The sequence below is a fragment of the Mycobacterium simiae genome (assembly GCF_010727605.1).
GTDB lineage: Bacteria > Actinomycetota > Actinomycetes > Mycobacteriales > Mycobacteriaceae > Mycobacterium > Mycobacterium simiae.
In genome coordinates, this window is the sequence record NZ_AP022568.1 from 71,765 (window position 1) to 86,603 (window position 14,839).

Annotated in this window: 11 protein-coding genes; 6 read left to right on the plus strand and 5 right to left on the minus strand. The window is 66.9% G+C overall.

What is annotated here, in order from left to right; translation table 11 throughout:
• Window positions 1–2,025: a serine/threonine-protein kinase gene (locus tag G6N33_RS00255; RefSeq protein WP_044511645.1), complete on the minus strand. Its 2,025-nt coding sequence runs from the start codon at window positions 2,023–2,025 to the stop codon at window positions 1–3.
• Between the two features lie 257 nt (window positions 2,026–2,282).
• On the opposite strand from G6N33_RS00255, the gene G6N33_RS00260 reads away from it, so the two are divergent.
• From G6N33_RS00260 to G6N33_RS00285, 6 genes are all read left to right on the plus strand, one after another.
• A complete protein-coding gene (locus G6N33_RS00260; protein ID WP_179962689.1) occupies window positions 2,283–4,925 on the plus strand; it encodes an ATP-binding cassette domain-containing protein in 2,643 nt (880 codons plus the stop codon).
• Window positions 4,926–5,018: 93 nt separating this feature from the next.
• Complete coding sequence (locus tag G6N33_RS00265; RefSeq protein WP_044511644.1) at window positions 5,019–5,459, plus strand: DUF402 domain-containing protein; 441 nt, start codon at window positions 5,019–5,021, stop codon at window positions 5,457–5,459.
• Between the two features lie 50 nt (window positions 5,460–5,509).
• A complete protein-coding gene (locus tag G6N33_RS00270; RefSeq protein WP_044511642.1) occupies window positions 5,510–6,085 on the plus strand; it encodes a DNA polymerase ligase N-terminal domain-containing protein in 576 nt (191 codons plus the stop codon).
• A complete protein-coding gene (ligD, locus tag G6N33_RS00275) occupies window positions 6,082–7,092 on the plus strand; it encodes a non-homologous end-joining DNA ligase (protein ID WP_044511641.1) in 1,011 nt (336 codons plus the stop codon). Before G6N33_RS00270 ends, ligD (G6N33_RS00275) begins: the two co-directional genes overlap by 4 nt.
• Window positions 7,092–7,982: a non-homologous end-joining DNA ligase gene (gene ligD, locus G6N33_RS00280; protein ID WP_101528864.1), complete on the plus strand. Its 891-nt coding sequence runs from the start codon at window positions 7,092–7,094 to the stop codon at window positions 7,980–7,982. The genes ligD (G6N33_RS00275) and ligD (G6N33_RS00280) overlap by 1 nt, the downstream gene beginning before the upstream one ends.
• The gene (locus tag G6N33_RS00285) at window positions 7,975–8,760 is read left to right on the plus strand and encodes an Fpg/Nei family DNA glycosylase (RefSeq protein ID WP_044511636.1); all 786 of its coding nucleotides are present in this window, start codon (window positions 7,975–7,977) and stop codon (window positions 8,758–8,760) included. Before ligD (G6N33_RS00280) ends, G6N33_RS00285 begins: the two co-directional genes overlap by 8 nt.
• An 8-nt stretch (window positions 8,761–8,768) precedes the next feature.
• On the opposite strand, the gene coaE is transcribed toward G6N33_RS00285, so the two are convergent.
• From coaE to polA, 4 genes are all read right to left on the minus strand, one after another.
• Complete coding sequence (gene coaE / locus G6N33_RS00290; protein WP_044511634.1) at window positions 8,769–9,983, minus strand: dephospho-CoA kinase; 1,215 nt, start codon at window positions 9,981–9,983, stop codon at window positions 8,769–8,771.
• A 12-nt stretch (window positions 9,984–9,995) separates the two neighbouring features.
• Entirely contained in the window at window positions 9,996–11,441 is a 1,446-nt protein-coding gene (gene rpsA, locus G6N33_RS00295; RefSeq protein ID WP_044511632.1) for a 30S ribosomal protein S1, read from the minus strand.
• Between the two features lie 166 nt (window positions 11,442–11,607).
• A complete protein-coding gene (locus G6N33_RS00300; RefSeq protein WP_044511631.1) occupies window positions 11,608–12,054 on the minus strand; it encodes a DMT family transporter in 447 nt (148 codons plus the stop codon).
• A gap of 14 nt (window positions 12,055–12,068) precedes the next feature.
• Complete coding sequence (gene polA, locus G6N33_RS00305) at window positions 12,069–14,798, minus strand: DNA polymerase I (RefSeq protein ID WP_044511629.1); 2,730 nt, start codon at window positions 14,796–14,798, stop codon at window positions 12,069–12,071.
• Between the last annotated feature and the right edge of the window lie 41 nt (window positions 14,799–14,839).

Here is a 14,839-nt window from a genome sequence, read left to right on the forward strand (position 1 = left end):
TCAGTGCCGCGTCCACATCCGGGTGACCGGATCGCATTGCAGCAGATAGCCGTCGTTCGAGGTGGACATCGCGAACACCGGGACGTCGGGCAGATCGCACGAGCTGCCCGCGGCGTGCACCCCGGTCGCGATCGGTGCCTTGTCCCAGGTGTTGCCCTCGCACACCACCTGCTCGTTGCTGGTCGGATCGTAGGCCAGCTTGTCGATGTCGGTGCACAACCCGCCGAGCACCGCCGGCGCCGGGTGCGCCGGAGTGGTCGAACCGCTGATCACCTGGGTGGGATCCCCCAGCGCCACGCCCGCCGGCGCGTCACCGACCCGGGTGGCCACGACGGGGACGCGCACCACGGCGCCCTGCGCGCCGCAGTCGTTACTCAGCACGGTCTCGGTTTCGGTGCCGCGCAAGGAGCCGTCCGGTTGCTGCGCCAGCGACCAGGACACCGTCTCCTGTTGCGTGGCCCGGACCTGTGCGTTGGGCAGACGGCAGCCGACTCGCTGTTGTTCGGGTGTGCCCTGCCAATACCCACCGGCGAACCGCAGGGTGTCGGTTGCGCCGCCATCGGCGGTGCTGGCCACCTGGTGGTTGCTGTCGTCGAGCTGGACGCCGGTGGCCACGCATCCGTTGGTGGTGCACGCCGAACGGAACGCCCACCAGTTGGTCGCTACCCCGTCGTGCCGGATCGGCACCCCGTTGGTGGTCCGCTTGGTCCGGTCGTAGGTCAGTTGGTACGTGCCGGTCAGCACCGGTCCACCGGGACGCGGCGCGGCGCTGACGGTAGGCGCTGACGGTCTCGAGGCCAGCGCGGGGTTGGGCGGCGCAGCGGCCGGCTCGAACGAGTACAGCGTCGACCAGGTCGCCGCCACGGCAATCAGCACCGCACTCACCAGCGCAGCCGACCACCGGGTCCGTGACGAGAACCTGTGGTACGCCGCCAACGCGACACCACGGGCCCCCGGTCGAAATCGCCGTGCGTTCGAGGTGGCACCGAGCCGGGCCGGATCCCGGTCGGCGCCCAGGTGCTCGGCCACGGCGGCGGCGAAGTCGCGGCACCGGTCGAAGCGGTCGGTGGGTTGCTTGCACAGCGCCTTGGCGAACACGTCGTCCAGCGGTGCAAGATCCGGACGGAACTCGCTGAGCCGGGGCGGATCCTCGTGCAGATGCTGGCTGATCACCGCGATCGGATTGGAATGCTGAAACGGCGGCGCACCTGTCAGCAGGTGAAAAGCAGTGGCGGCCAACGCATATTGATCAGCGCGCCGATCGATGGCGGACCCGGTCATCTGCTCCGGCGCGGCATACGCGACCGTCCCCACGGCGACGTTGGTCTCGGTGATCCCGCTGATGTTCCCCAGATGCCGGGCCACTCCAAAGTCCGCCAACAAGATTCGTTGGTCGTCGTCGCCGGGATGGGTAAGCAGGATGTTGGCCGGTTTGACATCGCGATGCAACAGTCCCCGATCGTGCGCGTAATCCAGAGCGCCCGCGACGGCGTGCAGAATTGCACACACCTGGCTTAGTGGCATGCCGTCCTGATACCGCTCCTTGAGCAATCGCGACGCGTCGGTACCTTCGACGTAGTCCATCGAAATCCACAGCTGCCCGTCGACTTCACCGCGATCGTGGACGCCGACGATGTGTGGGTGCCACAGCGTGGCGGCGAGATCGGCTTCCCGGTTGAATCTTTCGCGGAATTCACTGTCCGCGGTGACGGCCTCGGCGAGAACCTTGATGACATCGCGGCGCGGCAGCCGAGGATGCAGAGCCAGATAAACCTCGGCCATGCCGCCGGCCCCCAGCCGCCGCAGGATCGTGTAGCCGGCGAAGGAAGAGCCGTTGGCCATCGCCGCGCGCGGCCCGCTGGTCTGGCCGCGCGGCGCCTCGGGCGATCGGCCAAATCCGGCGTTGGGACCCGAATTACCCAGTGGTGCACGGCGAACCAGGTGGACGACGGTGGTCAGTCGTGAGTTGCTCAGCAGCCGGCGGCCGCTGCCGGAGCGCCCGGCCGGACGCTTCAGCTCGTCCATCTATGTTTGCCCCCCATGTGCGAAATCCGGTGGGTACGTGTTCGCGGCGCGCGGCCACGACGAATCTCCCCCGGTACCTTTCGCATTCGGATCATGCCCGACGCGGCTAGGTGGAACGCTGCCGGACGCTATGAGCCAGCTGTGAGCCTTCCGCATCGATGCACAGCATCGATACAAGCATCGATACAAGCATCGATACATAGCCAAGTCACAGGCTCATCCCATGCAGAGCTTCGACTCCGCACACCAATACTTGAATAGTGACTCGACCCGCCCCGCCTGTCCTCACAATTCGGCTCGACGGATCCCAACGCTCGTTTGCCGCCGGTCACGAGGTGATCGTCGGTCGAGATCAGCACGCGGACCTACGCATCGCCGACCCCCGGATATCCCGCGCGCACTTGATCGTGCGTTTCGATCAGGGCCGCTGGCTGGCCATCGACAACGGCTCCCTGAACGGCACTTACGTCAACGGCTACCGGATGCCGGTCGTCGACATCCACGACGGGCAGAGCATCAACGTCGGCAATCCGCAGGGACCGCGGCTGACGTTCGACGTGGGACCGCAGCAAGGCCAGGCCAGCCGGGCAAGGGGGCCCAGGGCGGCGCACGATTCAGGACCACCCACCATCGCGTGGTCGACGCTTCCGGACTCGCCGACCACCATCACCCGTAGCGGTCCAAACCCGCCGCCGCGCGTGTCACCCCGACAGTCGCCGCGGAAACCGCAAATGACCGGTCCGCCCAGACATCCCCGCACACAACCGGGCAGCCCACCGCCGGAAGTACCGCGTGGGACACCACCGGAAGAGCTCACCGTCGTCCACGCCAGGCCCCCGGCCCAGGCCGACGCGACACCACCCGCCGAGTCGACCGTGATCGACGCCAAGACCGCCGACGTGTCCAACCTCGCAACGCGCTTTGTGAAATTGCTGTCACCGCGGTCGTCCTCGGCGGCGGGCACCGCCGGCGCCCTGACGGTCGGCCGCGCCCCGGACAGCGAGATCGTCGTCTCCGACGTCCTGGCCTCCCGTCAACACGCGACGCTGATTCCCACCCCGCTGGGTCTGGAGATCCGGGACAACAGCATCAACGGAACGTTCGTCAACGGCACCCGGATCGGATCGGCGATCCTGAGCGACGACGACGTGGTGACCATCGGCAACGTCGACCTGGTCGTCCGCGACGGCACCCTGATCAAACTCAGCGACACCGCGACCCGCAGCAGTGGGCTACAGGTGCGCGAAGTCGAGTACGTCGTCGACCACGGCAAACAACTGCTGGACAACATCTCGCTGACCGCCCGGCCGGGCACGCTGACCGCCGTCATCGGCGGGTCGGGCGCGGGCAAGAGCACCCTGGCCCGTCTGATCGCCGGTTACACCAGCCCCAGCTCCGGCTCGGTGACCTTCGAGGGCCACAACATCCACGCCGAGTACGCCTCGCTGCGTAGCCGCATCGGGATGGTCCCGCAGGACGACGTGGTGCACCGCCAGCTGACCGTCAACCAGGCGCTCGGCTACGCCGCCGAGCTGCGCCTGCCGCCCGACACCAGCAAGGCCGACCGGGCCAAGGTCGTCGCCCAGGTGCTGGAGGAACTCGAGCTGACCAAGCACGCCGACACCCGCGTCGACAAACTCTCCGGCGGACAGCGCAAACGCGCGTCGGTGGCCCTGGAGCTGCTCACCGGGCCGTCGCTGCTGATCCTCGACGAGCCGACGTCGGGCCTTGACCCGGCGCTGGATCACCAGGTGATGACGATGCTGCGGCAGCTGGCCGACGCCGGCCGCGTGGTGGTCGTCGTGACACACATGCTGTCCTATCTCGACCTGTGCGACCAGTTGCTGCTGGTGGCCCCCGGCGGCAAGACGGCCTACTGCGGTCCGCCGGACCAGATCGGCTCGGCGATGGGCACCACCAACTGGGCCAAGATCTTCACCAGGGTGGGCGCCGACCCCGACGAAGCCAACCGGCGCTTCTTGGAACGCAAGCAGGCCGAGCGGCATCGGCAAAAGGCATTGGGGGGCAACGACGATGAGCCCGGCGAGCTGGGCGAGCCGGTCCACACCAGCGTGCGACGGCAGGTCTCGACGATCGCCCGCCGACAGATCCGGCTGGTCGTGGCCGACCGCGCCTATTTCATCTTTTTGGCGGTGCTGCCGTTCATCCTGGGGTCGCTGTCGCTGACGGTCCCGGGCTCGAACGGGTTTCATCTGCCCGGTGCGAACGCGGGCACCCCAGACGAATCCGCTCAGATACTGGCGCTGCTGATGCCGGCCGCAGCGTTCATGGGCACCGCGCTGACCATCCGCGATCTGGTCGGTGAACGCGCCATCTTCCAGCGCGAGCAAGCGGTCGGGCTGTCCACCACGGCTTACCTGCTCGCCAAGACCGCGGTGTTGTGTGGGTTCGCGGTCGTGCAGTCGGCGATCATCACCGCAATCGTGGCGCTCGGCAAGAGCGCACCGGCCCGTGGTGGAGTGCTACTCGGGCACAGCACGGTGGCGGCCACCGCCGAGCTGTTCGCAACCGTCGCGGCCACCTGCGTCGCATCGGCCGTCCTCGGGCTGGCCATCTCGTCGCTGGTCCGCTCCAGCGAGCAGATAATGCCACTGTTCGTGGTCGCGGTAATGGCACAGCTGGTGCTGTGCGGCGGCATGGTCCCGGTGACGGGCCGGCTCGGACTCGATCAGCTGTCGTTCGTCACGCCCGCCCGGTGGGGTTACGCTGCGGCGGCGTCGACGGTCGACCTGCGCCACCTGGTGCCCGACACGCTGTTGCCGCAGGACCGCTTCTGGCAGCACACGACGACGAGCTGGCTGCTCGACATGGGCATGCTGGCCGGCCTGTCCGTGCTCTACCTCGGCTTCGTGCGGTGGAAGATCCAGCTGCGCCGCTGACCGCCACCGTCCCGGTAAGGTGACGCCATCCACCCACCCAAGCACGAGACGTTCGACCTGCTCGCCCGCACCAACACCGACCCCAAGGGCATCGTGCGGGCGGTCGACGAGTATGCCGTGCGCCCGTGGGGGCTCTACGTCGCGCGCCCCACACCCGGCCGAGCCCAATTCCACTACCTCGAATCGTGGCTGCTGCCGTCATTGGGCCTGCGCGCCACGGTGTTCCAATTCAATCCTGGCCACGAGCGCGACCACGACTACTACCTCGACGTCGGTGAATACCGTCCCGGCCCGGAGGCGTGGACGTCGGAGGACCACTACCTCGACATCGAAGTGCGCACCGGCACCGGGGCGAACCTGGCCGACGTCGACGAGCTGCTGGATGCAGTGCGGCTCGGCCTGCTCACCCCCAAGGCGGCCGAGCAGGCGATCCGGCGCGCCGTCCACGCGCTCGAAGGACTCGCCAGCAACGACTATGACTTACATCGCTGGTTGGCCGGTGACGGCATCGAGCTCAGCTGGCGCGGCCGGTGAGTATGCCGCCACCCAGTTTTCGCAGGCTGTGCGGGGGTAATTCCCCCGGTATGCCGTTGAGCGAATACCGGCGCAAACGCCGTTCCGGCAAAAGCCCCGAACCAGCAGGGCGGCTCGGGCGCAGCCGCCGCGGCACATCGACCGCGCCGTGTTTCGTTATCCAGCACCACGCCGCCCGCAGCGATCATTACGACTTCCGCCTCGAGATCAACGGCGTGCTCGCCTCGTGGGCGGTTCCCCGAGGACCGTCGACCAACCCGAAGGACCGGCGGATGGCGCGCCGTACCGAGGACCACCCGCTGGCCTACGCCGGATTCGAAGGAGTCATTCCCGATGGCGAGTACGGAGCGGGCCCGGTGATCGTTTGGGACCGCGGCACCTACGTCAACACGACCCAGCACGATATGCACGAATGCCTGCGCCGCGGCCATCTCTCGTTCCAGTTACAGGGCGCCAAGTTGCAGGGCGGTTTTACCCTCACCCGGATTCGCGAGGGTAAGGACGAGACCTGGCTGCTGATCAAACGCAAGGACCAGGACGCCGACGCCCGGCGCAAACCCGTCAAGAGTCAACCCAAATCAGTGCTGACCGGTCGCACGCTGGACGACCTGACCGCCCGGTCATGACCGATCTCGCCGGCCTGCCCGACCCGGTGCGCGCCGCATTGCGCGCCGAGCGGGTACCGAAGTGGCGGGCACCGACGCTGGCCACACTGACCGAGCAGCGGTTCAGCGACCCGAACTGGATTTTCGAGCGCAAGTTCGACGGCATGCGTTGCCTGGCGTTCCGCGACGGCGATCAGACACACCTGTTGTCGCGAAATCACCAGCCGCTCAACGGAACCTATCCGGAGCTGATGGAGGCACTCGCCGCCCAGCGCACCACCCGCTTCGTGGTCGACGGTGAGGTCGTGGCGTTTCAGGGACGCCGTACCAGCTTCGCCCGACTGCAGGGCCGGCTGGGCATCACGGATCCGGCGGTGGCCCGGGCGTCGCATATCCCGGTTTACTACTACCTTTTCGACCTGCTGCACCTCGACGGCGAAGACACGACCGCGCTGCCATTGCGGTGGCGCAAGCGACTGCTGCGCGCGGCAATCAGCTTCGACGATCCGTTGCGTAACACCGCCCATCGCGTCGGAGACGGCCTCGCGGCGTACCAGGCCGCGTGCAAGCGCGGAGACGAAGGAGTGATCGCCAAGTTGGCCGACTCCCGCTACGACGGCGGCCGGTCGAAAAATTGGCTGAAGTTCAAATGCGTGCGCGATCAGGAATTCGTCGTCGGGGGTTTCACCAGCCCGAAGGGCAGCCGAATCGAGTTGGGCGCGTTGCTGATCGGCTACTACGCCGGTCCCGCGAACAACCGCAACCTGGTCTACGCCGGCAAGGTCGGCACCGGTTTCGACGAGGCCGCACTGCGCGACCTGCACGAGCGGCTTTCCCCCCTCGAGCAGGAGACACCACCATTTGGCCGGGGACTGTTGCGGGAGAACGGCGCTAATTGGGTGCGGCCGGAACTGGTGGTGCAGATCGGGTTTACCGAGTGGACCCGCGACGGTAAGCTCCGCCATCCGCGCTACCAGGGTCTGCGAACCGATAAGGATCCCACCGAGGTGATACGGGAGACACACTGATGGCACGCGTCGAGGTTGACATCACCCACCCGGATCGCGTCCTGTTCCCGAAGGACGGCATCACCAAGCAACACCTGGCCGACTATTACGGCGAGGTGGCCGAGACTATGCTGCCGCATCTGCGGGGCCGCGCGCTGACCGTACAACGATTCCCACGCGGTATCGGCGAAAAAGGGTTTGTCCAACAGGATTTCGCCGACACACTGCCGGACTGGATGAACGGGATCAGGGTCGACAAGGAGGGCGGCACCCTGGTCCATCCGCTGGCCGAACGCCCCCAAGCCCTGCGTTGGCTGGCTAACCAGAGCTGCATCACCTTGCATGTGTGGCAGTCGCGGCAAAACCGGCTGCACCATCCCGACCGCTTGGTGTTCGATTTCGACCCATCCGGTGACGATTTCGCGGTGGTGCGGGCAGCGGCCCGCGCCGCGGCCGACGTACTCGACGAGCTGGGGCTGGCCCGCTACCTGCAGACCACGGGGTCACGTGGACTGCATGTGGTGGTGCCGGTGCGCCCCGAGATCGACTTCGACACCGTGCGCCAATTCGCCCGCGACGTCGCCGAAGTCGTCGCCGCCGACGACCCCGCGCATCGAACGGTAGAGGCCCGCAAGGAAAACCGCGGCGACCGCGTCTACCTCGACATCATGCGCAACGCCTACGCGCAGACCGCGGTCGCGCCGTACTCGGTGCGGGCCCGCGACGGCGCGCCGGTAGCCACCCCGCTGGAATGGGACGAACTGGACACCCGCGGTCTGCGCGCCGATCGGTTCACCATCCGCGACGTTCCCAGACGGTTGGCCGGCCAAGGCGATCCGTGGGCCGACATGTACCGGCACGCCCGCTCGCTGACCGGTCCGCTCGAGCGGCTGGCGAAGCTTCATGCCTGAGCTGCCCGACGTCGAGGGGTTCCGGCGCGAGCTGGCCAAAACCTTGCCCCGCCGCAAGATCGCGCACGTGCGGGTCGAAGACCCCGGGATTCTGCGCAACATCTCCGCCACCGCGCTCGGTCGCCGCCTCGCCGGGCACCATTTCACGACACCACGCCGACACGGCAAATGGTTGATTCTGCCCACTGACGGCCCGACGCTGCTGGTCCACAGCGGCATGACCGGACATCCGTTCTACGCCCATGCCGGTGCCGAACCGGAAAAGTATGAGCGGCTGGTGGTTTCCCTCGACAGGGGCGAACTGCGCTACGCCGATCTTCGGAAACTGCGCGGGGTGTGGCTGGCCGACGACGAGGACGACCTTGCGAACGTGCTGGGTCCGCAGGGGCCCGACGCGTTGGGTATGGGACTGCGGGAATTTCGCAAGGTCCTCACCGGGCGGCGCCGTCAGACCGGCCGGCTGAAGCCGACGCTGATGGACCAGTCGGTGATCGCCGGCCTCGGCAATCTGCTCACCGACGAAATCTGCTGGCGGGCCAGGCTCCGGCCGACTCATCTGGTGGCCGACCTAAACGCCGACAACGTGAAGCGGCTGCATACCGCGATGACTCAGGTGCTGCGCACTTCGGTGCGGCACGGCCGCGTGCCCGGCCTGCCCCGATGGCTGACCCGGGTACGCGACGACCCCGACCCGAGTTGCCCACGCTGCGGAACGCGGCTGCGCCATGACCGGGTGGGCGGTCGGACGTCGTTGTGGTGCCCGCACTGCCAGCATTGACCGCGTCGTTAGGGCCGCCAGCCGGTAAAGTCCGCCCATTCCCATGCGCGGTGGTAAGCCCCGGCCAGCCAGGGGTCCTTCGCCTCGACATAGCTGGCCGCGTCGCCGCCGGCTTGCTGTTCGGCCGCCTTCTTGGCGGCCAGGTAGTCGACCCGTTCCTGCGGGTTGGCGGCCAGCCAGTCCACGAACAGCAACCCGAACTGCTGGTTGGGCCAGCCGTCCACCCGGATGTGTACATTCGTCGGACGGCCGGGATCGGCGGAGCCGTGAATTCGCTTGCGCCACAAGGCAGTATCGTCGTTATGGTCATACTCGCTCAGGGTGCTGCGGGCCTCGGCGTGCACGTCATCCTGCTCGATGTGTTCCAGGCGCGGGTAGCCAGCCGTCAGCAACGCGTCGCCGAGTTCGTCGGCGGCGGTGAGTGATTCGACGGTGATCTGGACGTCGATGACGTCCTTGGCGTCGAATTCCGGCACCGCGGTCGATCCAATGTGGTCGACGCGCAACGCTTTATGGCCACACGCCGTGGACAGCCGGGCGACGATACGCCGGGCCTGGTCCGGCCAGGTCGGATCGGCCGCCACCACGCGGATCGGAGCGCGGGCGGTTCGACGCTCGGACAGATTGTGCGCAAACGGCACGATCCGGTCGTTCCACACTTCGCGGGCGCGCTTGACCAGATCCTCCTGACCGCCCGAGTTGTCCATCCAGATATCGGCGACGGCACGCCGCTGATCGTCGTCGGCCTGGGCGGCGATCCTGGCCCGGGCGTCTTCCTCGGGCATGCCGCGCAGCTCGACCAGCCGCCGCACCCGCTCTTCGACGTCGGCGTACACGATGATCACCAGTGGGAACAGCGGCGCCATACCGGACTCCACCAACAGCGGAATGTCCTCGACCACCACCGCATCGTCGGGCACCGACGCGATGATTTCCGCGCGCCGCCGAGCCACCAGCGGATGGATGATCCCGTTCAGCTTCTGGCGTGCCTCGTCATTGGGAAAGGCTCTGGCGGCCAACGCAGGACGATCCAGCGATCCGTCGGGCAGCAGGATGTCCGCGCCGAAGGCCTCGACGAGCGACGCCAACCCCTCGGTGCCCGGTTGGACAACCTCGCGGGCAATAACGTCGCCGTCGACGATGACCCCACCGCATTCCGCGAACGTGGCCGACAACGCCGACTTGCCGGCGCCGATGCCGCCGGTCAACCCGATGCGCAGCATCCCTGACCGACGTTAGGCGTTGCCGGCGAGCTTTTCCCGCAGCGCGGCCAGCTGTGCGTCGCTGGCCAGCGAACCGCCTGCCGCCTTCTCCGCGGGCGCGCCGTTGCCCGGCGCGTGCTCGCTGTCGACGTGTCCGGCCGCTTCGGCCGCGGCGAACTTCTCCATCTGCGCGGTGTGCATCTTGTGCCGGCGCTCGGCCTCGGCGTAGCGGGCTTCCCACTCCTGGCGCTGAGCGTCGAAGCCTTCCATCCACTCGTTGGTTTCGGCGTCGAAGCCCTCGGGGAAGATGTAGTTGCCCTGGTCGTCGTAGCTGTCGGCCATGCCGTACTTCGCCGGGTCGAACTCTTCGGTGTAGTCCTCGTTGGCCTGCTTGAGCGACAACGAGATTCGGCGGCGTTCCAGGTCGATGTCGATGACCTTGACCATCGCGTCGTCGCCGACGGCAACCACCTGGTCGGGCACCTCGACGTGACGCTCGGCGAGCTCGGAGATGTGCACCAGGCCCTCGATGCCCTCCTCGACGCGGACGAACGCGCCGAACGGCACCAGCTTGGTGACCTTGCCCGGCACGATCTGACCGATCGCGTGGGTGCGGGCGAAGTGACGCCACGGGTCTTCCTGAGTTGCCTTGAGCGACAACGAAACCCGCTCGCGGTCCATGTCCACGTCGAGCACCTCGACAGTGACCTCGTCGCCCACCTGAACCACCTCGGACGGGTGGTCAATGTGCTTCCAGGACAGCTCGGAGACGTGCACCAGACCGTCCACCCCGCCCAGGTCGACGAACGCGCCGAAGTTGACGATGGAGGAAACCACACCCTTGCGGATGGTGCCCTTCTGCAGCTGGTTGAGGAACTCGCTGCGCACCTCGGACTGGGTCTGCTCGAGCCAGGCACGGCGGGACAGCACCACGTTGTTGCGGTTCTTGTCCAGCTCGATGATCTTGGCCTCGATCTCCTTGCCGATGTAGGGCTGCAGATCGCGGACCCGGCGCATCTCGACCAGTGAGGCGGGCAGGAAGCCGCGCAGTCCGATGTCGAGGATCAGGCCGCCCTTGACGACCTCAATGACGGTGCCCTTGACGGCCTCGTCCTTCTCCTTGAGGGCCTCGATGGTGCCCCAGGCGCGCTCGTACTGCGCACGCTTCTTGGACAGGATCAGGCGGCCTTCTTTGTCCTCCTTGGTGAGAACGAGGGCCTCGACCTCATCGCCGACGGAAACGACCTCGTTGGGGTCGACATCGTGCTTGATGGAGAGTTCGCGGGCGGGGATGACCCCTTCGGTCTTGTAGCCGATATCGAGGAGCACCTCGTCCCGGTCCACTTTGACGATCGTGCCCTCGACGATGTCGCCATCGTTGAAGTACTTGATCGTTTTGTCGATTGCTGCGAGAAAGTCCTCGCTGGAGCCAATGTCGTTGACGGCTACTTGGGGCGAGGTGACGGTGGGACTCGGCATATTGTTGGGGTGCTCCGGACAGGTTGGGTCGTAGGGACAAATCAGGGATTTACGTGTTGAGGCTACTCGACTCGGCACACGCTGGCCAAACTTGGGCTCTCATAACCGCTGCATATCTGACGCGCACGTTACGTCTGGGCGAATTGCGGGCGTGTCGTGCCGCCGGTCAGAACTTCGCGATCAGCACCACTCCACAGATCATGAGCACCCCGCCGAGGACCCTGGGCAGCGTGAGCGGATGAGGGTCCACTCGTAACCAGCCAAAATGGTCGATCAGCAGCGACATGATGAGCGCGGAGGTGACGGTGAAAGCCATAAAGGTGCCGGCTCCTACCCGATTGACCAGGGTGAGGCCGGCATACACCTGGACCGCTCCCACCAGGCCACCGATCACGGCCCACCACGGCATGGATGCGATGTCGCGAGCGGTGGGCAGCGGTTTCGGTATCAGCAGGAACGCGGCAACGAAGAAAACGGTGATGACCGCGAACGAAACGGCCGACGCCAGCCACGGGTTGATCATGTGCTTGTACAGCTGGCCGTTCATCGCGGCTCCGCACGTCTGAAGCGCACCACCCAGGACGATGAACGGGATGATCCAGGCGGCGTTCATGGCGCTCCCTCGTTCTAGTGCGCGGCGGCGTCCCAGGAGCGCCCGTAGCCGACGGACACCTCCAGCGGTACGTCCAGCGGGTAGGCGCCCCCCATCTTCTCGCGGGCCAGCGCCTCGACCTGCTCGCGTTCGCCGGGCGCGATTTCGAACAGCAATTCGTCGTGGACCTGCAACAACATGCGCGATTTGAGTCCGGCCTCGTTGATCGCCTTGTCCACCTCGATCATGGCCACCTTGATGATGTCGGCGGCGCTGCCCTGGATGGGCGCGTTCAGCGCGGCGCGCTCGGCGGCTTCGCGGACGTTGCGGTTACTGCTGTCGAGCTCGGGCAGGTAGCGCCGGCGCCCGAAGACCGTGGACGTATAGCCGTCCTTGCGGGCCTGCTCAACGACATCGCGCAGGTAGTCGCGGATCCCGCCGAATCGGGCGAAGTACAGGTCCATCTGCTCTTTGGCTTCTTCGGTGGAGATCTTGAGCTGCGCGGACAGCCCGTAGGCGCTCAACCCGTAGGCCAGTCCATACGACATCGCCTTGACCCGGCGGCGCAGTTCGGCGGTGACCTCTTGGATCGGCACCCCGAACGCCCGGGAGGCCACGAACGAATGCAGGTCTTCGCCGGTGTTGAAGGCCTCGATCAGGCCCTCGTCCTTGGACAGGTGCGCCATGATCCGCATCTCGATCTGGCTGTAGTCGGCGGTCATCAGCTCCGCATACCCGTCGCCGACCACGAATGCGTCGCGGATGCGGCGGCCGGCCTCGGTGCGAATCGGAATGTTCTGCAGATTCGGCTCGGTCGACGACAATCTGCCTGTCGCCGCGATGGTCTGGTTGAACGTGGTGTGGATGCGCCCATCGGAGGCCACCGCGTTCAGCAACCCGTCCACGGTGACCTTGAGCCGAGTGGCATCGCGGTGCGCGAGCAGATGCTGCAGGAACGGGTGACCGGTCTTGTCGAACAGCGACTGCAGGGCATCCGCGTCGGTGGTGTAGCCGGTCTTGGTGCGCTTGGTTTTCGGCATGCCCAGCTCGTCGAACAGCACCGTCTGCAACTGTTTCGGCGAGCCTAGGTTGATCTGCTTGCCGATCACCTCATACGCGGCCTCCGCCGCGTCGCGAATCTGGTGGGCGAAATCGCTTTGCAGCTCGCTCAGTCGCTCCATGTCCACCGCGATACCGGTGTGCTCCATGCCGGCCAGCACCCGCTGCACCGGCAATTCCATACCGGCCAACAGCGAGGTGGAGTCGATCCGCGCCAGTTCCTCGTCGAGTGCGTCGGCGAGATCCAGCACCGCGACCGCCCGCAGAATCAACGTCTGCACCGCCTGATCGTCGACGCCCTCGGAATCGTCGAGTAGCGAAAGCTGTTGCTGCTCAGGTGTTTCAGCGCGCAATTCGCGGCGCAAGTAGCGCAGCGACAAATCGTCGAGGGCGAAGCTGCGCTGGCCTGGACGCACCAAGTAGGCGGCCAGCGCGGTGTCGGAGGTGACGCCGTTCAGCGTCCAGCCCCGCCCGGCCAGATCGTGCATCGCCAGCTTGGCTTCGTGCAGCGCCTTGGGCGGACCCGGGTCGGCCAACCAGGACGCCAGCGCCGCCTCGTCGTCGGGGCCCAGCGTCGCGGTGTCGAGGTAGCGGCCGTCGCCGTCGGCGGAGACAATGGCCAGCGCGGTGGCGTCGGCATCGTAGGCCAGGTGGGTGCCGACGACGGCCAGGCCGAACCGCTTGCCCGAGCTGTGCTCGGCCAGCCAGACGGCCAGCTCGCCGGGTTCCAGCGCGCCACCCCGCACGTCGAATCCCTCGTCGACCTCGGGCTCGACAGCGGCCAGGGTCTCGAACAGCCGGTCGCGCAGCACCCGGAACTCCAGGTCGTCGAAGAGGCGGTGAATCTGGTCGCGATCCCACGGCAGCAGCCGCAGCGTGTCCGGGGTTTGGGCCATCGGTACGTCCTTGACGAGTTCGGTGAGCTCCCGGTTGCGGATGACGTTGGCCAGGTGCGCCCGCAGCGCGTCGCCCACCTTGCCGCGCACGGTGTCGGCGTTGTCGACCAGCCCCTGCAGCGATCCGTATTCGATGATCCACTTCGACGCGGTCTTCTCCCCGACGCCGGGGATGCCGGGCAGGTTGTCGCTGGGGTCGCCCCGCAGCGCGGCGAAGTCGGGGTATTGCGCGGGGGTCAACCCGTACTTCTCGACCACCGCCTCCGGGGTGAACCGGGTGAGTTCGCTGACTCCCTTACGCGGATACAGCACCGTGACGTCGTCGCTGACCAACTGCAGCGCGTCGCGGTCACCGGTGACCACCAGCACCCGGTAGCCCTCGTACTCGGCCTGGGTCGCCAGCGTCGCAATCAGGTCGTCAGCTTCGAACCCGGGCTCGGCCAACACCGTGATGCCCAGCGCGGCAAGCACTTCCTTGGTGATGTCGATCTGGCCGCGGAACTCGTCGGGGGTTTCCGACCGGCCGGCCTTGTACTCCGGGTACCGCTCGAGCCGGAACGTCTGGCGGGACACGTCGAATGCCGCGGCAACGTGTGTCGGCGTCTCGTCGCGCAACAGGTTGATCAGCATGGCGGTGAAGCCGTACACCGCGTTGGTGGTCAGCCCGCCGCGGGTCTTGAAGTTCTCCGCGGGCAGCGCATAGAACGCGCGGAAGGCCAGCGAATTGCCGTCCAGCAACATCAGTGTCGGCTTGGTCTGTTGCTCGCTGGGAATGAGGGTCGCGGCAGGCACGGCTCTCACTCTAGGCATCGGGTGTGACGGTCGGCCGCCCCCGACCGGCCCCGGGGCAC